13 protein-coding genes, 2 tRNA genes and 3 rRNA genes are annotated in these 20,112 nt (G+C 64.0%); 10 read left to right on the plus strand and 8 right to left on the minus strand.

The annotated features are described in order from the left end of the window. The first annotated feature begins 74 nt into the window (after positions 1–74). A complete protein-coding gene (locus CAL15_RS15420; protein WP_086079409.1) occupies positions 75–1,040 on the plus strand; it encodes a bifunctional helix-turn-helix transcriptional regulator/GNAT family N-acetyltransferase in 966 nt (321 codons plus the stop codon). Here the strand turns inward: CAL15_RS15420 and CAL15_RS15425 are convergent. After that, a complete protein-coding gene (locus CAL15_RS15425) occupies positions 1,037–2,566 on the minus strand; it encodes a helicase HerA-like domain-containing protein (RefSeq protein ID WP_086079410.1) in 1,530 nt (509 codons plus the stop codon). The genes CAL15_RS15420 and CAL15_RS15425 overlap by 4 nt on opposite strands. A gap of 153 nt (positions 2,567–2,719) precedes the next feature. Here CAL15_RS15425 and CAL15_RS15430 point away from each other — a divergent pair, with 153 nt between their 5' ends. The 7 genes from CAL15_RS15430 (at position 2,720) to CAL15_RS15460 (ending at position 7,988) form a co-directional block, all read left to right on the plus strand. Beyond that, positions 2,720–3,451: a YebC/PmpR family DNA-binding transcriptional regulator gene (locus CAL15_RS15430; protein WP_086079411.1), complete on the plus strand. Its 732-nt coding sequence runs from the start codon at positions 2,720–2,722 to the stop codon at positions 3,449–3,451. Positions 3,452–3,581: 130 nt separating this feature from the next. Then, entirely contained in the window at positions 3,582–4,883 is a 1,302-nt protein-coding gene (purD, locus tag CAL15_RS15435; RefSeq protein ID WP_086079412.1) for a phosphoribosylamine--glycine ligase, read from the plus strand. 16 nt (positions 4,884–4,899) lie between these two features. Then, positions 4,900–5,814: an oxygen-dependent coproporphyrinogen oxidase gene (gene hemF / locus CAL15_RS15440; RefSeq protein WP_086079413.1), complete on the plus strand. Its 915-nt coding sequence runs from the start codon at positions 4,900–4,902 to the stop codon at positions 5,812–5,814. Further along, the gene (gene nadD, locus CAL15_RS15445; protein ID WP_086079414.1) at positions 5,811–6,413 is read left to right on the plus strand and encodes a nicotinate (nicotinamide) nucleotide adenylyltransferase; all 603 of its coding nucleotides are present in this window, start codon (positions 5,811–5,813) and stop codon (positions 6,411–6,413) included. Before hemF ends, nadD begins: the two co-directional genes overlap by 4 nt. A gap of 57 nt (positions 6,414–6,470) precedes the next feature. Continuing rightward, positions 6,471–6,863 carry a ribosome silencing factor gene (rsfS, locus tag CAL15_RS15450; RefSeq protein ID WP_086079415.1) on the plus strand — a complete coding sequence of 131 codons (393 nt, stop codon included), beginning with the start codon at positions 6,471–6,473 and terminating at the stop codon, positions 6,861–6,863. 15 nt (positions 6,864–6,878) lie between these two features. Then, positions 6,879–7,349, plus strand: coding sequence for a 23S rRNA (pseudouridine(1915)-N(3))-methyltransferase RlmH (gene rlmH, locus CAL15_RS15455; RefSeq protein WP_086079416.1), 471 nt, complete (start codon positions 6,879–6,881; stop codon positions 7,347–7,349). An 18-nt stretch (positions 7,350–7,367) separates the two neighbouring features. Next, positions 7,368–7,988: a Maf family protein gene (locus CAL15_RS15460; RefSeq protein ID WP_086079417.1), complete on the plus strand. Its 621-nt coding sequence runs from the start codon at positions 7,368–7,370 to the stop codon at positions 7,986–7,988. 205 nt (positions 7,989–8,193) lie between these two features. Here CAL15_RS15460 and CAL15_RS15465 read toward each other — a convergent pair whose 3' ends face one another. Next, entirely contained in the window at positions 8,194–9,549 is a 1,356-nt protein-coding gene (locus CAL15_RS15465; protein ID WP_086079418.1) for a dicarboxylate/amino acid:cation symporter, read from the minus strand. Positions 9,550–9,991: 442 nt separating this feature from the next. Here CAL15_RS15465 and CAL15_RS15470 point away from each other — a divergent pair, with 442 nt between their 5' ends. Together CAL15_RS15470 and CAL15_RS15475 are read left to right on the plus strand one after the other, a co-directional pair. After that, positions 9,992–11,938, plus strand: a complete 1,947-nt coding sequence (locus CAL15_RS15470) for a sensor histidine kinase (RefSeq protein WP_232467985.1) — start codon at positions 9,992–9,994, stop codon at positions 11,936–11,938. Continuing rightward, positions 11,922–13,358, plus strand: a complete 1,437-nt coding sequence (locus tag CAL15_RS15475; protein WP_086079420.1) for a sigma-54-dependent transcriptional regulator — start codon at positions 11,922–11,924, stop codon at positions 13,356–13,358. Before CAL15_RS15470 ends, CAL15_RS15475 begins: the two co-directional genes overlap by 17 nt. A 366-nt stretch (positions 13,359–13,724) precedes the next feature. On the opposite strand, the gene rrf is transcribed toward CAL15_RS15475, so the two are convergent. The 6 genes from rrf to CAL15_RS15505 all read right to left on the minus strand — a co-directional run bounded on the left by rrf (position 13,725) and on the right by CAL15_RS15505 (position 20,109). After that, positions 13,725–13,837: ribosomal RNA gene (gene rrf / locus CAL15_RS15480) — 5S ribosomal RNA — on the minus strand. A 154-nt stretch (positions 13,838–13,991) separates the two neighbouring features. Next, a 23S ribosomal RNA gene (locus tag CAL15_RS15485) occupies positions 13,992–16,872 on the minus strand. Between the two features lie 331 nt (positions 16,873–17,203). After that, positions 17,204–17,279: transfer RNA gene (locus CAL15_RS15490), tRNA-Ala, on the minus strand. A 10-nt stretch (positions 17,280–17,289) separates the two neighbouring features. Then, positions 17,290–17,366, minus strand: a tRNA-Ile gene (locus tag CAL15_RS15495). Positions 17,367–17,440: 74 nt separating this feature from the next. Next, a 16S ribosomal RNA gene (locus tag CAL15_RS15500) occupies positions 17,441–18,971 on the minus strand. The 16S, 23S and 5S rRNA genes sit together here with 2 tRNA genes alongside, the layout of an rRNA operon. A gap of 820 nt (positions 18,972–19,791) precedes the next feature. After that, positions 19,792–20,109: a hypothetical protein gene (locus CAL15_RS15505; protein ID WP_086079421.1), complete on the minus strand. Its 318-nt coding sequence runs from the start codon at positions 20,107–20,109 to the stop codon at positions 19,792–19,794. Between the last annotated feature and the right edge of the window lie 3 nt (positions 20,110–20,112).

Raw genomic sequence — 20,112 nt, forward strand, 5'->3', positions numbered from 1 at the left:
GCCGCCGCGCACCGTGCCGGCCGCCGCGAACCGCCATTTGGTTGTATCATACAACCTTTCCGCAAAGGTGCCGCATGCCCTCATCCGATTCCGCGCTGGTCGACGACATCCGGACCGCCTCCCGCCAGATGGTGCGCGAGCTCGGCTTCATGCAGTCCACGCTGGCCGCCACCACGTATCCGCCATCGTTCGTGCATGCGCTGCTCGAGATCGGCGCGCGCCGCACGGCCACCGCGGCGCACCTCAGCGCGCATCTGGGGCTGGAGAAGTCCAGCGTCAGCCGCATGATCGCCAAGCTCGTGCAGGCCGGCGAGATCGCCGAGGCCGCCAGCCCGCAGGACGGCCGCGCCAAACTGCTGTCCCTCACCGGCAAGGGCAGGCGCACGTATGCGGCCATCCAGGCCTATGGCCGCAACCAGGTGCGCACCGCGCTGCGTCAGCTCGACGAGCCGCAGCGCCTGGCGGTGCGTGAGGGATTGTCGGCTTATGCGCAGGCGCTGGCGGCCGGCCGCCAGGGCGGCAGCGTCCCGCCCGCCGCCGCCCCCGCCATCGTGACGGGCTACCAGCCGGGCGCCATCGGCCGCATCGCCGAAATGCACGCCTGCTACTACGCGCGGGCCAACGGCTTCGGGGCATACTTCGAGCGGCAGGTCGCCGAAGGCGTGGCCGAATTCAGCACACGCCTGGACGAGCCTGGCAACGGCCTGTGGCTGGCGGTCCATCTGGGCCGCATCGTGGCATCCGTAGCCATCGATGGCGCCGCGGGACACCATGCGCATCTGCGCTGGTTCATCGTCGACGACGGCCTGCGCGGCGCCGGCGTGGGGCGTCGCCTGTTGGAGCAGGCCCTCGCCTTCTGCGATGCGCAGGGCTTCGAGACGACGTATCTGTGGACCTTCCAGGGCCTGGACGCGGCGCGCGCGCTATACGAACGGGCGGGCTTCGTACTGGTGGAACAGGCTCCTGGCAAGCGGTGGGGCACAGAGGTCATCGAGCAGCGTTTCGAGCGCCCCCGATGCGCCCCGAGGACAGGCGGCTAGCGCCGGCGGCGCGAACCCAGCAGGGATCCCAGCACGCCGCGCACCAGTTCGCGCGCGATGGATCGCGCCGTGCTCTTGGCCACCGACTGCACCACCCCATCGCGGCGTCCGCCACGCGTCCCTACCGAGCCGAACAGGACCTCGTTGACGCTCTGCATCAGGCCCCCCTGCTCCTGCTGCGGCGCGGCGCCCGCGGGCGCACCGTTCCTGCCACCCGCCTTGGACTCGGGCGCCTGCGCCACTTCCGTCGCGGCACGCGCCGTCAGCACTTCGTACGCGGATTCGCGATCCACCGCGTTCTGATACTTGCCCGCCAGCGTGTTGCCCTGGCGCAGCGCCTGACGTTCGGCATCCGTGGCCGGACCGATGCGGCTGCCGGGCGGCACGACCCACGCGCGCTCGGTGGGCATCGGACGCCCCTTGTCGTCCAGCAGCGACACCAGCGCCTCGCCCACGCCCAGTTCGGTGATGGCGGCCTCGATGTCCAGGCCCGGATTGGGCCGCATCGTCTGCGCGGCCGTGCGCACGGCCTTCTGGTCGCGAGGCGTGAAGGCGCGCAGCGCATGCTGGATGCGGTTGCCCAGCTGCCCCAGCACCGTGTCCGGGATGTCCAGCGGATTCTGGGTGACGAAGTACACGCCTACGCCTTTGGATCGCACCAGACGGACGACCTGCTCGATCTTCTCGAGCAGCGCGTCCGGCGCGTCCTTGAACAGCAGGTGCGCCTCGTCGAAAAAGAACACCAGCTTGGGCTGGGCGGCGTCGCCCACTTCGGGAAGCATCTCATAGAGCTCGGCCAGCAGCCACAGCAGGAACACGCCGTACAGGCGCGGCGCCTGCATCAGCTTGTCCGCCGCCAGGATGTTGACGATGCCGCGGCCCTGCGCGTCGGTGCGCATCAGGTCCGCCACGTCCAGCATGGGCTCGCCGAAGAACTGGTCCGCTCCCTCGGATTCGAGCCGCAGAAGGCTGCGTTGGATGGCGCCCACCGACGCGGCCGACACGTTGCCGTAGCGCGTCTTCAACTCGGAAGCGCGATCGGCCACGTCCTGCAGCATGGCCCGCAAGTCCTTCAGGTCCAGCAGCAGTTGTCCCTCGTCGTCGGCCACGCGGAACACCAGTGTCAGCACGCCCTCCTGGGTATCGTTCAGTTCCAGCATGCGGGCCAGCAGCAGCGGCCCCATGTCGGAGACGGTCGCGCGCACCGGCAGGCCTTGCGCGCCGAACACGTCCCACAGCGCGACAGGGCTCGCGCCCCAGGCCGGCTCGGCCAGGCCCAGCCGCTGAAGGCGCTCCTGCAGCTTCGGCGAACTGGCGCCCGCCTGCGAGATGCCGGTCAGGTCGCCCTTCACGTCGGCCATGAAGACCGGCGTGCCGATGCGAGAGAAGGCCTCGGCCAGCACCTGCAGCGTGACTGTCTTGCCCGTGCCGGTCGCGCCGGTGATGCAGCCGTGGCGGTTGGCCAGGGCGGGCAGCAGCGCCAGTTCGGCGTGGGCGTTCCTGGCGACGATGAGCGGGGAAATCATGGCGGCGGGTCTCCGGGCGAGCGATGGTTGCGCAAGTGTAGAGCCTCTGGCGCGGGTCTGCGGCGTGGCGCGCGTGACACACATCGCGCGGCGCGCCCAGGGCTGGCAGGCTAAAATAACCGCCTTTGACACCATTATTAGATAAGAGTAGCCATGGCCGGACACAGTAAATGGGCCAATATCCAGCATCGCAAGGGCCGGCAAGACGCCAAGCGGGGCAAGCTCTGGACCAAGATCATCCGTGAGATCACCGTCGCCGCGCGTGCCGGCGGCGCCGATCCGGACAGCAATCCGCGCCTGCGCCTGGCCTGGGACAAGGCTACCGACGCCAACATGCCCAAGGACAACATCCAGCGCGCCATCCAGCGCGGCGCTGGCGGAGCCGACGGCGACAACTACGAGGAAGTCCGCTACGAAGGCTACGGCGTCGGCGGCGCCGCCGTCATCGTCGATTGCATGACGGACAACCGCACCCGCACCGTGGCCGAAGTGCGCCACGCCTTCTCCAAGAACGGCGGCAACCTGGGCCAGGAAGGCTCGGTGGCGTTCATGTTCAAGCATTGCGGCCAGTTCGTATTCGCGCCCGGCACGTCCGAGGACAAGGTCATGGAGACCGCCCTCGAGGCCGGCGCCGAAGACGTCACCACCGACGAGGAAGGCGTGATCGAAGTCGTGTGCGCCCCGGCGGACTATGCCGCGGTGCGCCAGGCGTTCGACGCGGCCGGCCTGAAGGCCGAAGTCGACGGCATCGTCATGAAGGCCCTGAACGAAACCGAACTCACCGGCGAGGACGCCGTCAAGATGCAGAAGCTGCTCGACGCCCTGGAAGGCCTGGACGACGTGCAGGACGTCTACACCAACGTCGTCTTCGACGAAGCGCAATGAAGCGGGCGGCGCTGCAGCGGCATCCGTCGCCGCGCAACGCCGGCGGACCTGCCTTGCCGGCGCGTGCCGGCCTGGCACCTATTCCACTGCGGGCCGAAGTGGCAACCTCCAGAACCATCACAATATCCTCATGAAACTCCTGGTTATCGGCTCGGGCGGCCGCGAACACGCCCTCGCCTGGCGGCTCGCCCGTTCGCCCCGCGTGCACAAGGTCTACGTGGCGCCGGGTAACGGCGGCACCGAGGCGGGCGACCTGCTCGAGAACGTGCCCCTGACCAATGCCGAGGAGCTGGCGGATTTCGTCCAGAAATCGGGGGTGTCGCTCACGGTCGTCGGCCCCGAGGCGCCGCTGGCCGCCGGCGTGGTCGACGTGTTCCGCGCCCGCGGCCTGAAGATCTTCGGCCCGACCCGCGCCGCGGCGCAGCTCGAAAGCTCGAAGGACTATGCCAAGGCGTTCATGACGCGCCACGGCATTCCCACCGCCGCCTACGCCACCTTCACCGATCCGGCGCAGGCGCACGCCTACATCGACCAGCAAGGCGCGCCCATCGTCATCAAGGCCGATGGCCTGGCCGCGGGCAAGGGCGTGGTGGTGGCCATGACCGCCGACGAGGCGCATGCGGCCATCGACGCCATGCTGGGCGACGGCTCGCTGGGCGAGGCCGGCGCGCGCGTGGTCATCGAAGAGTTCCTTACCGGCGAAGAAGCCAGCTTCATCGTCATGTGCGACGGCCGCCATGTGCTGGCCCTGGCCACCAGCCAGGACCACAAGCGGCTGCAGGACGGCGACGCCGGTCCCAACACCGGCGGGATGGGCGCCTATTCCCCCGCACCCATCGTCACGCCCGAACTGCACCACCGCATCATGCGCGAGATCATCCTGCCCACCGTGCAGGGCATGGCGCGCGATGGCATTCCGTATACCGGCTTCCTGTACGCGGGCCTGATGATCGCGCCGGGCGACAGCGCAGACCGTCCCATCAAGACGCTCGAGTTCAACTGCCGCATGGGCGATCCCGAAACCCAGCCCATCATGATGCGCATCAAGAGCGACTTGCTCGACGCGCTGGAGCACGCGGTCGAGGGCACGCTGGACCAGGCCGACATCGTCTGGGACCGCCGCACCGCGCTGGGCGTGGTGCTGGCCGCACACAACTATCCGGGCACGCCACGCACCGGCGATGCCATCACGGGCCTGCCCGCCGACGCCGACGACCGCATGGTCTTCCATGCCGCCACGACGCGCAAGGACGGCCAGGTGCAGACCTCGGGCGGCCGCGTGCTCTGCGTCACTGCGCTGGGCGACTCCATCCGCATCGCGCGCGACCGCGCCTATGAAACCGTGTCGGCCATCCATTTCGATGGCCGCCAGTACCGCGGCGACATCGGCTGGCGCGCACTGAAGCCGTCGCAGCAGAAGCCGCGCTCGTAATCCTCGTCTCCGCTTTATGATCGAAGCCGTCCCCGCCGCAACCGTCCGCGATTACCTCACCGGTCTGCAAGACCGCATCGTGCAAGCGCTCGAGCAGGCCGGCGGCGAGCCCTTCCGCACCGACGTATGGCAGCGCGCGGAAGGCGGCGGCGGCATTTCGCGGCTGATCGAGGGCGGGCAGTTCCTCGAGCGCGGCGGCGTGCTGTTCAGCCACGTCATGGGCACGCGCCTGCCGCCTTCGGCCAGCGCGCACCGGCCCGAGCTGGCCGGCCGTCCGTGGCAGGCCATGGGCGTGTCCATGGTGCTGCATCCGCGCAATCCGCACGTGCCCACCACGCACATGAACGTGCGCATGTTTCTGGCCGCGGCGCGCCCGGGCCATGACGAGAAAGACGTCTTCTGGTTCGGCGGCGGCATCGACCTTACGCCCTACTACCCCCATGCCGAAGACGCCCGGCACTTCCACCAGGTCTGCCGCGATGCGTTGGCCCCGCACGGCGTCGACTACTATCCGCGCTACAAGCGCTGGTGCGACGAGTACTTTTTCCTCAAGCATCGCAACGAGACGCGCGGCGTGGGCGGCATTTTCTTCGACGACCTCAACGAGCCCGGCTTCGACGCCTCGTTCGCGCTGATGCGTTCCGTGGGCGACGCCTTCCTGCACGCCTACATGCCCATCGTGCAGCGGCGCCGCGACCTGCCCTACGGCGAACGGGAACGCGACTTCCAGGCTTACCGGCGCGGGCGCTATGTCGAATTCAACCTGGTCTACGACCGCGGCACGCTGTTCGGGCTGCAGTCCGGCGGCCGCACCGAATCCATCCTGCTGTCCATGCCCCCGCTGGCCAGCTGGCGCTACGACTGGCAGCCGCAGCCCGGCACGCCCGAGGGCGAACTGGCGGCCTACCTGACGCCGCGGGATTGGGCATGAGCCCGTCCGGCCGCGCGACGGCCATCGGGCTGCTCGGCGGCAGCTTCGACCCGGTGCACGAGGCGCACATCGCCCTGGCCGAGGCCGCCCTCCAGGCGCTCGCGCTTTCCGAAGTGCAGCTGATCCCCGCGGCCAACCCCTGGCAGCGCGAACCGCTCAAGGCATCCGCCGAGCACCGCCTGCGCATGCTCGAACTGGCGGTGGCCGGTCACGCGGGGCTGTCGGTCAATCCCATTGAAATTTCCCGCGGCGGCGCCACTTATACCCTCGATACGCTGCGCGCCCTGCCGCCCGGCCACTATGTCTGGCTGCTGGGCGCCGACCAGCTGGCCAATTTCTGCACCTGGCGCGGCTGGCAGGAAATCGCCACGCGCGTCGACCTGGCCGTGGCCGTGCGCCCGGGAACCGCGCTGCGCGTGCCCGACGAACTGGCGCAGTGGCTGGCCGCCCACGAGCGCCCGCTGCGAGAAGTGCCCTTCGCGCCCATGGACGTCTCCGCGTCCGATATCCGCGATCGCCTCGCCCATGGCGCCTCGGCATCGCATTTGCTGAACCCTGCCGTGGCCGATTACATCGCGCGGCACGGCCTTTACCGTTAAGCTGTCCCCAATGTCCGACGCCTCGCGGGCTCGCCGCGGGGGTTATATTTGGAAAACATGGATATACAGAAACTGCAGCGCAACGTCATCGATGCCCTCGAAGACGTCAAGGCGCAAGACATCAAGGTCTTCAACACCACGCATCTCACCAGCCTGTTCGACCGCGTGGTGCTCGCCACCGCCACCTCGAACCGGCAGACCCGCGCCCTGGCCTCCAGCGTGGCCGACCGCGGCCGTGCCCTGAAGCTCACGGGCATCACGGTCGAAGGCGAGGACACGGGCGAATGGGTGGTGGTCGACCTGGGCGACATCGTGGTCCACATCATGCAGCCGGCCATCCGCCAGTACTACAACCTGGAAGAGATCTGGGGCGGCAAGCCGGTACGCGTGAAGCTGCTTCCCGAATCGGGCGCCCGCCCGGCCGTGTTCAGCAGCGACGACCCGGCCTGAGGCCGGCGCGCCCCGATGAAGCTCTTCGTGCTTGCCGTGGGCACGCGCATGCCCGGCTGGGTCGAGACCGCCTGGGACGACTACGCCAAGCGCCTGCCGGCGGACTGTGCGCTGGAACTGCGCGAGATCAAGCCCGAACCCCGCACCACGGGCAAGACGCCCGCGCAGATGATGGCGGCGGAAGCCCGCCGCATCGAGGCCGCGCTGCCCTCCGGCTCCCTGAAGCTGGCCCTGGACGAGCGCGGACGCGACCTCACCACCATGGCCCTGTCGCAACAGCTCGAGCAATGGCGCGGCGGCGGACGCGACGTGGCCTTTCTGGTGGGCGGCCCGGACGGGCTGGACGCCGGGCTCAAGGCCACGTGCGATGGCCTGTTGCGCCTGTCCTCGCTGACGCTGCCCCACCCCATGGTGCGCGTGCTGCTGGCCGAACAGCTGTACCGCGCCTGGGCCATCATGACGAATCACCCCTATCACCGGGCCTGACGCGCTCCATTGAGTACGATGTCCGACGCGACCTCCTCCGCCTCTCCTCGCCTGTATCTGGCGTCGGCCAGCCCTAGGCGCCGCGAACTGCTGCTGCAGATCGGCCTGGCGCACGAGGTGCTGCGCGTGCCGGCGCCGCCCGGCGAGGACGAGCCGCGGCTTGCCGGCGAAAGCGCCGATGACTATGTACGCCGCACCGCGCGCGAAAAGGCACAGCGCGGCGAGCAGTGGATGCGCGACCAGGGCCTGTCCGTGTTGCCCGTGCTGGCCGCGGACACTACCGTCATCCTGCACGGCGAAGTACTGGGCAAGCCGGCCGACCGCAACGACGCCTTGCGCATCCTGCAGGCGCTTTCCGACAGCGAACACGAGGTGCATACCGCGGTCGTGCTCGCCACGGCAGACCAGCTGCACGAAGCGGTGTCCGTGACGCGCGTCCGCATGCGCGCCACCACGCCAGGCGAGCGTGAACGCTACTGCGACAGCGGGGAACCCTATGGCAAGGCGGGCGCTTATGGCATCCAGGGCCTGGCCAGCGCCTTCATCGCGCATATCGCCGGCAGTTACAGCGGCGTGATGGGATTGCCGCTGTACGAGACCACGGCCCTGCTGGGCCGCGCCGGCATCCACGTGCCCTGAGATCGCGTCGAGCCGATCTTTCCGGGACATCCCGCCACTTGCGACAGCCCTGCCGGCAGCTGATGCACAGCCATCGGCGAAAGATTGATCGATACCGCGCCGCGGGCCCCATCGCGCTGGACAGCAAAATGAGCCGGATACCCCGGCTCATTCTTTTCACCTCTGGCCGCCATATGGCGATATCGGTCGTGTCGCCCCGTTCGCGTCAATGCGCGGGCGCGTGCGCCCGGCCATGACCGTGATCGGCGGCCACGTCAGCACCATCCGGCAACGCCTGGCCGCTGAGCGCGGCATCCAGGCGATCCTTGTCCAGCTCCCCTTCCCAGCGCGCCACGACGACGGCGGCGGTGGCATTGCCCACCAGGTTCGTCAGCGCGCGGCATTCGGACATGAAGCGGTCCACGCCGAGGATCAGCGCCATCGCGGCGACCGGAATGGTGGGCACCACGGACAGCGTGGCGGCCAGGGTGATGAAGCCAGCGCCCGTCACGCCGGCCGCGCCCTTGGAACTGAGCATCGCCACCAGCAGCAGCAGGATCTGGTCGCCCAGCGAGAGCGGAATGTCGCACGCCTGCGCGATGAACAGCGCGGCCATAGTCATGTAGATGTTGGTGCCGTCCAGGTTGAACGAGTACCCGGTGGGCACGACCAGGCCTACCACCGATTTCGCGCAGCCCGCGCGCTCCATCTTCTGCATCAGCGTGGGCAGCGCCGCCTCGGACGAGCTGGTACCCAGCACCAGCAGCAGTTCCTCGCGGATGTAGCGGATCAGGCGCAGGATCGAGAACCCGTTGTAGCGCGCCACCGCGCCCAGCACGAACACCACGAACAGCAGCGAGGTCGCGTAGAACGTGGCGACCAGCATGGCCAGGTTGACCACCGACCCGATGCCGTACTTGCCGATGGTGAATGCCATGGCGCCGAACGCGCCCACGGGCGCCGCGCGCATCAGGATGGCGACCAGCTTGAACACCGGCTGCGCCAGCGTGGTCAGGAAGGCCGTCACGGGCCGGGCGCGCTCGCCGACCATGGCCAGCGAGATCCCGAACAGCACTGCGACGAACAGCACCTGCAAGATGTCTCCCGACACGAACGGGCTGACCATGGTGTTGGGAATGATGTTGAGCAGGAACCCGGTGATGGTGGAATCATGCGCCTTGGTCACGTAGTCCTGCACCGCGCGCGAGTCCAGCGACTTCGGATCGATGTGCAGGCCGGCCCCGGGCTGCACGATGTGGCTGACGATCATGCCCACGATGAGGGCCAGCGTCGAGAACACCAGGAAATAGATCATGGCTTTGCCGACCACGCGTCCGACCTTCTTCAGGTCGCTCATGGCGGCGATGCCGGTAGTGACCGTCAGGAAGATCACCGGCGCGATGATCATCTTCACCAGCTTGATGAAGCCATCGCCCAGCGGCTTCATGGCTTCGCCCCATACCGGGTGGAAATGCCCCAGCAGAATGCCCACCGCAATGGCGAACAGGACCTGCACGTAAAGGATCTGGTAGAACTTTTGTTTGCGTACGGGCGCGGCGGCGCCCTGGCTTGCGTCTAGCATCGGGAGTGTCCCCACCAAAAACCGGTCTGCCGGCCAGGGCCGATCCGGACGTTTCTTCTGAAATCCTGCCGCACGGCGGGCGCGGCAACCCGAACCACCATGCAAGGTCCATGCCAGCTTTGCCATCCGCGGTTGATGGTTCACAAACCCTTGAGAAATAAAGATATTCGAAGCCTAGTGCGCGGCCGTCGATGACGCCGTTGGGCGGGTCTCCGCACGGCGACGTGTAAAATGTGAGAAATTCCGCACAACGTGGGGCCCAGTGCGCCTCAGCGCCGGCATCCATAAGCCGCACGAGACTGCATCGGCCGGCCGCGCGCGCTTGCACCGCATGACTTCAGACATCCCCCCGCCTCCCGCCGCGCATCAGACGTCCTCGGATACCTCTGCCACCCCGCTCCGATCTGCCACCGCTACCAGGCGCGCCGGCCCGGGGGCCGCCGTGCGCCGCTGGCTGGGGCGCAGCGTCGCGGCGGCATTGGCGACGGGCGCGGCGCTCGGCCTGCTGGCGCTGGCGGGAGAATGGGGCGGAGCACGCGCCTTGCGCGAGGCCGCCACTCAGGCGCAAGCGTCGGCGCAGATGAACACCGTGGCGCTGCGCAGCAGTCTGGACAAGTTCCGCTCGGTGCCCTTCGTTCTGGCGCAGGATCCTGAAGTCCGCGCCACGCTGGCCGCGCCGGACGCCGCCAGGATCCTGCAGCTCGACCAGAAGCTGCAGGCGCTCAGCCTAGGCGTGGGCGCCTCGGCGATCTATCTGCTGAATACTTCCGGCACGGCCATCGCGGCCAGCAACTGGAACGAGCCCGCCACCTTCGTCGGCGTGGACTATCAGTTCCGCCCATACTTCCGCCGCGCGGTCGACGAGGGCCAGGCCGAGTACTTCGCCCTGGGCACCGTAAGCCACGAACCCGGGCTGTACCTGTCGCGCCGCGTCTCCGGCCAGGCGGAGCGTCTGCTGGGCGTGATTGTGCTGAAGATGGACTTTCTCACGCTGGAACGGGACTGGCAGGCGCTGGACGAAGTCCTGTTCGTCACCGACCGCAATGGCGTCGTGCTCATGGGCAATGTCACCGCCTGGCGCTATCGCGCCACCGCCCCATTGCCGGCGGAGGCCACCGAAGCCATGCGCGAGCAGCAGCAGTTCGGCGACGCGCCTTTCGATCTTGTGCCCGCGGCCTTGCCATCCGGGCAACACGATGCCGGCACCGTCGTGCGAGTGGCCGAGCCCGTCCGCGCGCAGCCTGCCGGCGCCAGCCTGCTGCATACGGCCCGGCCGATCGCTGGGTCGGACGGCTGGACCCTGCACACCCTATCCGCCGTGCAACCGGCCGTCGAACGTGCCGCGGCCAATGCTCAACTGGCCACACTGCTGGCCCTGATCGCCTTCGGCCTGGCCGCCAGCCTCGTCATCTACCTGCGCGGCCGGTCGCGCCGACGCGCGCAGGCTCAGGCCTCGGTACAGGCTGAGCTGGAAAGCCAGGTGCTGCAGCGTACCGCGGACTTGCGGCGCGCAAACGTCGAACTGCAGACGTTGATCGACGAACGCCAGCAGGCCGAAGCGCGGCTGCACCGCATGCAGGACGAGCTGGTGCAGGCCAACAAGCTGGCGCTGCTGGGCCAGGTCGCCGCGGGCGTGGCTCACGAGATCAATCAGCCGGCGGCCGCCATCCGCGCCTACGCCGACAACACGATCGAATTCGCCCGACGCGGCCAGGATGCCGCGGTCATGGAGAACCTGCGCGCCATCGGCTCGCTCACCGACCGCATCGGCGGCATCACCGGCGAGCTGCGCGCCTTCTCGCGCAAGGCCTCGGCCAGCATCGCGCCCACGCTGCTGAACGATGCGCTCGAGGGCGCGCTGTTGCTGGTCGGCCCCCGCATCAAGCGGCAGAACGTGCGACTGCACCAGTCCGGCGTCGTGCCCGATCTGTGGGTGGTGGCCGATCGCATGCGGTTGGAGCAAGTGTTCGTGAACCTGCTGCAGAACGCACTGGACGCATTGCTGGAAGCCGACGAGCCGCGTATCGACATCATCGTCGAAGCGCCGCGATGCCGCGCGGCGGGCGCAGGCGAGCCCGCGCCCACGCGCTTCAGCGCCGGCACGGAAGACGCTTTGCCATCCGCGGCGGAGGCCTCGGGAGCGGCGGCCGTGCTCGTGCATATCCAGGACAACGGCCCCGGCCTGGCGCCGCATCTGCGCCAGCGCCTGTTCACGCCATTCCAGACCACCAAACCCGAAGGGTTGGGGCTGGGGCTCATCATCTCGCGCGACATCCTTACCGAATTCGGCGGGGCGCTGCATGCCGCGGATGCCACGCCGCACGGCGCCATATTCACCGTCACGCTGGCGGCAGCGCCAGGGCCCGAACCGAATGACATTACCCGCTGACCACGCATCCTCGGCGACTGCGCCGCCTCTTCCATCCGGCTGTCCCGTCGTGCTTATCGACGACGACGTCGATTTGCTGCGCGCCACGGCGCAAACGCTGGCCTTGCATGGATACGAGGTGCACGCCCATGCCGACGCACAACAGGCCCTGGAACAGCTCGACGATGCCTATCCCGGCGTGGTGGTGACAGACGTACGCATGCCTGGCATGGACGGCCTGGAACTCTTTCGCCGCGTGCGCGGCATCGACGCCGAGATCCCCGTCCTCCTCATCACGGGTCATGGCGACATTGGCATGGCCGTGCAGGCCATGCGCGACGGCGCCTACGACTTCCTGGCCAAGCCCTATCCGGCGGATATGCTGCTGGCCGCGGTGGGCCGCGCCGCGGAGAAGCGCCGCCTGCTGCTCGAGAACCGGCGACTGCGCCAGGCGGCGCTGGAATCCGAGTTCGACGATCTCGCCTTCATCGGCGCCACGCCTGCCATGCAGCGGATCAAGAGCATGCTGCGCCACGTCGCCAGCGCGGACGTGGACGTACTGATCGAAGGCGAAACCGGCACCGGCAAGGAAGTCGTCGCCACCGTGCTGCACAAGCTCAGCCCGCGCCGCGACCATCCGCTGGTCGCCATCAATTGCGGAGCCCTGCCCGAGACGGTGATCGAAAGCGAGCTGTTCGGCCACGAGGCGGGCGCTTTCACCGGCGCCCAGAAGAAGCGCATCGGCCGCATCGAGCACGCCAGCGGCGGCACGCTGTTCCTGGACGAGATAGAGAGCATGCCGCCCTCGGCGCAGGTGAAGTTGCTGCGCGTGCTGGAAAATCGCCAAGTGGCGCCTTTGGGCACCAACGAGGTTCGCGACGTGGACCTTCGAGTGGTTGCCGCGGCGAAGGTGGACCTGGGTGACGCCGCGGTCCGCGCCCAGTTCCAGTTCCGCGACGACCTGTACTATCGATTGAACGTCGTCACGGTGCCGCTGCCGCCGCTGCGCGAGCGCCGGGACGACATCCCCCTGCTGTTTGCCCACTACGTGGGCCAGGCCGCGCGCCGCTTCCGGCGCGAGATTCCACCCATGTCGGCCGCCGTGCGAGCTCATCTGGAACGGCATGACTGGCCCGGCAATATCCGCGAACTGGCGCATTACGCGGAGCGGTTCGTGCTGGGCGTATTGCCCGCTGAGGCGCAAGCGGACGACCAGCCCGAAGAGGCGCCCCTCCCCCTCAACCGGCGCGTCGAACGGTACGAGGCGCAGTTGATCCGCCAGGCGTTGGCCGAAAACAGCGGCGACGTCCGCGCCACATTGCAGGCGCTAGGCCTGCCCCGCAAGACCTTCTACGACAAGCTGCGTAAGCATGGGATCGATCGGCAGTCGTATGCCGAGCCGACGCCGTCTGGAACCCGCTCCGACCGCGCGGACGACTGATGACATTGCGGCGCGGCGTTGCGCGCGCAACAGACGACCAAGGGCTGGTCGAGAGCGCAATGAGAGGGCATCAACATGGTCTGCACTGAGAGTGCCATCCGACATGGACTGCGCTCAGACAACAAAGGCCATTCGAGAGAATGGCCTTTTATTCGAGAGAATGGCCTTTTACTTGGTGCTTGTCAGATCCGCGGTTTATCGGACCGGGGGCTTCCCGCGCGGTTGCGAGTTGCCCACTGATGGCGCGAGCAGTGGATGCCGCGTCGTGATGCCGCTTAGTGATGCCGCGTAGCGGTGGGGCTGCCTGTTCTGGCGCCGCAAAGACAAAACCCCGCAGGCGGTGCCTACGGGGTTTTGGGGATAAGAGCCTGACGATGACCTACTTTCACAGATGTACATCCACTATCATCGGCGCTAAGGCGTTTCACGGTCCTGTTCGGGATGGGAAGGGGTGGGACCGCCTTGCTATGGTCGTCAGGCGTAAGGGGTTGAGCCGTTGACGCTGGGGTCAACCGCTCTGAAGAAGAAGCACAGTGTGTGTGTATGGGGTTGTGTTGCACGGCGTTCTCGCCGGCACGTGGTGCGCGCTGCACCGGGGCAGGGATTGTTCCCTGCCCAAGACTGTAGAGTTATAGGATCAAGCCTCACGGGCAATTAGTATCGGTTAGCTCAATGCATTACTGCACTTGCACACCCGACCTATCAACGTCCTGGTCTTGAACGACCCTACAGGGGGGTCAAGCCCCCAGGGATACCTAATCTTCAGACGAGTTTCCCGCTTAGATGCCTTCAGCGGTTATCTCTTCCGTACTTAGCTACCCGGCAATGCCATTGGCATGACAACCGGTACACCAGCGGTACGTCCATTCCGGTCCTCTCGTACTAGGAACAGGCTCCGTCAAGTATCCAACGCCCACGGCAGATAGGGACCAAACTGTCTCACGACGTTTTAAACCCAGCTCACGTACCTCTTTAAATGGCGAACAGCCATACCCTTGGGACCGGCTACAGCCCCAGGATGAGATGAGCCGACATCGAGGTGCCAAACACCGCCGTCGATATGAACTCTTGGGCGGTATCAGCCTGTTATCCCCAGAGTACCTTTTATCCGTTGAGCGATGGCCCTTCCATTCAGAACCACCGGATCACTATGTCCTGCTTTCGCACCTGTTCGACTTGTCAGTCTCACAGTCAAGCACGCTTATGCCATTGCACTATCAGCACGATTTCCGACCGTACCTAGCGTACCTTCGAACTCCTCCGTTACGCTTTGGGAGGAGACCGCCCCAGTCAAACTGCCTACCATGCACTGTCCCCGATCCGGATAACGGACCAAGGTTAGAACCGCAAACAAACCAGGGTGGTATTTCAAGGACGGCTCCACCCAATCTGGCGACTGGGTTTCTGCGCCTCCCACCTATCCTACACAGGCCGGTTCACAATCCAATGCAAAGCTACAGTAAAGGTTCATGGGGTCTTTCCGTCTAGCCGCGGGTAGATTGCATCATCACAAACACTTCAACTTCGCTGAGTCTCGGGAGGAGACAGTGTGGCCATCGTTACGCCATTCGTGCAGGTCGGAACTTACCCGACAAGGAATTTCGCTACCTTAGGACCGTTATAGTTACGGCCGCCGTTTACCGGGGCTTCGATCAAGAGCTTGCACCCCATCACTTAACCTTCCGGCACCGGGCAGGCGTCACACCCTATACGTCGACTTTCGTCTTAGCAGAGTGCTGTGTTTTTAATAAACAGTCGCAGCCACCGATTCTCTGCGACCCCATCATGCTAAGCGCGCAGGCGCTTCACACTACCGGGGCATACCTTCTCCCGAAGTTACGGTATCAATTTGCCGAGTTCCTTCTCCCGAGTTCTCTCAAGCGCCTTGGAATATTCATCCCGTCCACCTGTGTCGGTTTGCGGTACGGTCTCGTACAGCTGAAGCTTAGAGGCTTTTCCTGGAACCACTTCCAATCACTTCGCAAGCTATGCTCGCTCGCGCCACACCCTTGAGTCACGCACCCGGATTTGCCTAAGTGCCCTCTTCAATGCAGCAACAGGGACATCCAACACCCTGATGATCTTCCGCGATCCGTCCCCCCATCGCACTGTACGACGGTGCTGGAATATTAACCAGCTTCCCATCAGCTACGCATCTCTGCCTCGCCTTAGGGGCCGACTCACCCTGCGCCGATGAACGTTGCGCAGGAAACCTTGGACTTACGGCGAGGGGGCTTTTCACCCCCTTTATCGCTACTCATGTCAGCATTCGCACTTCTGATACCTCCAGCAGCCTTCACAAGCCACCTTCGCAGGCTTACAGAACGCTCTCCTACCGCGTGTACATAGTACACACCCGCAGCTTCGGTTTATCGCTTAGCCCCGTTACATCTTCCGCGCAGGACGACTCGATCAGTGAGCTATTACGCTTTCTTTAAAGGATGGCTGCTTCTAAGCCAACCTCCTGACTGTCTATGCCTTCCCACTTCGTTTCCCACTTAGCGATAATTCGGGACCTTAGCTGGCGGTCTGGGTTGTTTCCCTCTTGAGTCCGGACGTTAGCACCCGGTGCTCTGTCTCCCAAGCTGTACTTGCGGGTATTCGGAGTTTGCCATGGTTTGGTAAGTCGCCATGACCCCCTAGCCATAACAGTGCTCTACCCCCCGCAGTAATACTTGAGGCACTACCTAAATAGTTTTCGGAGAGAACCAGCTATTTCCAGATTTGTTTAGCCTTTCACCCCTATCCACAGCTCATCCCCTAGTTTTTCAACACTAGTGGGTTCGGTCCTCCAGCACGTGTTACCGTGCCTTCAACCTGGCCATGGGTAGATCATCTGGTTTCGGGTCTACACCCAGCGACTGGACGCCCTATTCGGACTCGCTTTCGCTACGCCTTCCCTATCCGGTTAAGCTCGCCACTGAATGTAAGTCGCTGACCCATTATACAAAAGGTACGCCGTCACCCCATAAAGAGGCTCCGACTGTTTGTATGCATACGGTTTCAGGATCTATTTCACTCCCCTTCCGGGGTTCTTTTCGCCTTTCCCTCACGGTACTGGTTCACTATCGGTCGATCACGAGTATTTAGCCTTGGAGGATGGTCCCCCCATCTTCAGACAGGATTTCACGTGTCCCGCCCTACTTCTCTTACGCCTAGTTCCACACTCTACCTTTCGCCTACAGGGCTATCACCTGCTACGGCCAGACTTTCCAGACTGTTCGGCTAGATAAAATGCTAAATCGTAAAGGCTCTTCCGATTTCGCTCGCCACTACTTTCGGAATCTCGGTTGATTTCTGTTCCTCGAGCTACTGAGATGTTTCAGTTCACCCGGTTCGCCTCCACTGGCCTATGTATTCAGCCAGGGATACTGCTTGCGCAGTGGGTTTCCCCATTCGGACATCTGCGGATCAATGCTTGTTTGCCAGCTCCCCGCAGCTTTTCGCAGGCTACCACGTCCTTCATCGCCTGTGATCGCCAAGGCATCCACCATATGCACTTAGTCGCTTGATCCTATAACACTAAAGTCTTATAGGTGCTGAGTTCGCGCTTGTGCCGTTCATTCAAAGCTCATCGACCTTCGCCACCCCCGGAAGCTTCCCCCCGGTACTGCCTGCTACTGGCCGACTTTGAGACTTTTGAGAACTAAAATCATGCAATCACAACCCGTATCCCCTTTCATCATCACCCCTGGTGGGCTCTGATTACTCGGAAACACTTTACGTTGTGCTTCTTCCTCATTGTTAAAGAACGAAATGACTGTTGGTGTAAAACCCAACGATCAATACTGATTCACAGCATTCATCGTTGCGCTTTATGCCTGGCTTCACGCGCCTGAAGGTCTTGGTGGAGGATGACGGGATCGAACCGACGACATCCTGCTTGCAAAGCAGGCGCTCTCCCAGCTGAGCTAATCCCCCTTTGATCGACTGGTGGGTCTGGTTGGATTCGAACCAACGACCCCCGCCTTATCAAGACGGTGCTCTAACCGACTGAGCTACAGACCCCCTAAAGCAATCCGGGCAGTCATTTCTCGAACAACCGATAAGCGTGGACGCTTAACACGCGCACTTAAGCTCTTAAAGGAGGTGATCCAGCCGCACCTTCCGATACGGCTACCTTGTTACGACTTCACCCCAGTCATGAATCCTACCGTGGTAATCGCCCTCCTTGCGGTTAGGCTAACTACTTCTGGTAAAACCCACTCCCATGGTGTGACGGGCGGTGTGTACAAGACCCGGGAACGTATTCACCGCGACATGCTGATCCGCGATTACTAGCGATTCCGACTTCACGCAGTCGAGTTGCAGACTGCGATCCGGACTACGATCGGGTTTCTGGGATTGGCTCCCCCTCGCGGGTTGGCAGCCCTCTGTCCCGACCATTGTATGACGTGTGAAGCCCTACCCATAAGGGCCATGAGGACTTGACGTCATCCCCACCTTCCTCCGGTTTGTCACCGGCAGTCTCATTAGAGTGCCCTTTCGTAGCAACTAATGACAAGGGTTGCGCTCGTTGCGGGACTTAACCCAACATCTCACGACACGAGCTGACGACAGCCATGCAGCACCTGTGTTCCGGTTCTCTTGCGAGCACTCCCAAATCTCTTCGGGATTCCAGACATGTCAAGGGTAGGTAAGGTTTTTCGCGTTGCATCGAATTAATCCACATCATCCACCGCTTGTGCGGGTCCCCGTCAATTCCTTTGAGTTTTAATCTTGCGACCGTACTCCCCAGGCGGTCAACTTCACGCGTTAGCTGCGCTACCAAGGGCCGAAGCCCCCAACAGCTAGTTGACATCGTTTAGGGCGTGGACTACCAGGGTATCTAATCCTGTTTGCTCCCCACGCTTTCGTGCATGAGCGTCAGTGTTATCCCAGGAGGCTGCCTTCGCCATCGGTGTTCCTCCGCATCTCTACGCATTTCACTGCTACACGCGGAATTCCACCTCCCTCTGACACACTCTAGCCCGGTAGTTAAAAATGCAGTTCCAAAGTTAAGCTCTGGGATTTCACATCTTTCTTTCCGAACCGCCTGCGCACGCTTTACGCCCAGTAATTCCGATTAACGCTTGCACCCTACGTATTACCGCGGCTGCTGGCACGTAGTTAGCCGGTGCTTATTCTGCAGGTACCGTCAGTTGACCCAGGTATTAACCGGGCCCGTTTCTTTCCTGCCAAAAGTGCTTTACAACCCGAAGGCCTTCATCGCACACGCGGGATGGCTGGATCAGGGTTGCCCCCATTGTCCAAAATTCCCCACTGCTGCCTCCCGTAGGAGTCTGGGCCGTGTCTCAGTCCCAGTGTGGCTGGTCGTCCTCTCAAACCAGCTACGGATCGTCGCCTTGGTAGGCCTTTACCCCACCAACTAGCTAATCCGATATCGGCCGCTCCAATAGTGCGAGGCCTTTCGGTCCCCCGCTTTCCCCCTCAGGGCGTATGCGGTATTAGCTACGCTTTCGCGTAGTTATCCCCCGCTACTGGGTACGTTCCGATACTTTACTCACCCGTTCGCCACTCGCCACCAGACCGAAGTCCGTGCTGCCGTTCGACTTGCATGTGTAAGGCATCCCGCCAGCGTTCAATCTGAGCCAGGATCAAACTCTTCAGTTCAATCTCTGTTTCGCGCCTTGCATCCCATCCGTAGACAAAACACAAGACGACTTCGCTAGCTTCTCAAAGGAAGTGAGGTTTATTAAAAACCTTACTTCTATATGAGCGCTTGATGATACTTTTGCTTCGGTACAGTTGCCCGTACCGCGCACACGCATCAAGCGCCCACACTTATCGGTTGTTCAATTGTTAAAGAGCGGGTACTGCCTGCGCCTGCCCGGCTACACATCGCATCGCTGCGTCGCGCCACCGGCGGGTTTGTTGCTTGGTCTTGCCTACTTCACTTTCTACTTTCGCCTCCGCTGCTGTGTCAGCAGCAGAGAAACGAGATTATGAAGAAGTTTTTTCAGCGTGTCAAATCAGCTTGTTTCGCTTCGCGAAGCGGGCGGATCTTTCATCCACCGGATCCGGCCGCGCCTCGCGCCACCCGACCCTGCTTCGCCAAGCCGCCCTGCCCCTACTGCGCAGAACCGCTGACCTGACCTACTTCACAACCCTCGGCTTGCCAACCTGACCGCCGCGCCTGCATCTGAATTTCTTCAGACCTGCGCATGCATGTCGCAATCAACTGCCGAGCCAGAAACTATAGCACAACTGCTTTGGCGGATGCAAATGGGGCCCCATGCATACGCAACAACGCCCTATCTGCGCCGCAGGATCGCGCCGGAACGCCTTGTCGGTGCCTCATGGTAGGCACGACGACATCCTGCGACCAACGCGTCAGACGCATGGTGTCCTCTCTCGCATACTCCGCATACAGCATTCCTGGCATACCGTACTCCTGACATACCGCCCTCTTTGGCATACCGCACTCCCGGGACTACCACGGCTGCACATCCCATCCGATGCGTCCGGCCCTGTCACGCGCGCTCGACGCTGCATCGCGCATGTCACTGGGCGCGCCGATGTCACGCAGCAGCCTGTCGTCCATATGCAGGACCTCTGTACGGTGGCAGCCCGCTCCATCGCCAAAGGCCCAGAGACGCCCCCACCAACGGCCCAGGCGCGAACGTAGACGCGGAGCAGCGCCGCGCTCGGGACAAGGCATGGCGATCAGCGGTGTGCTGGTCATGGGGTCGGTCGACATGGATATCTCCTCGATCTGTAGCCTGAGCGGCTTATTGGTCAGAATATCCATCCA

It is taken from the genome of Bordetella genomosp. 13, assembly GCF_002119665.1.
GTDB lineage: Bacteria > Pseudomonadota > Gammaproteobacteria > Burkholderiales > Burkholderiaceae_B > Bordetella.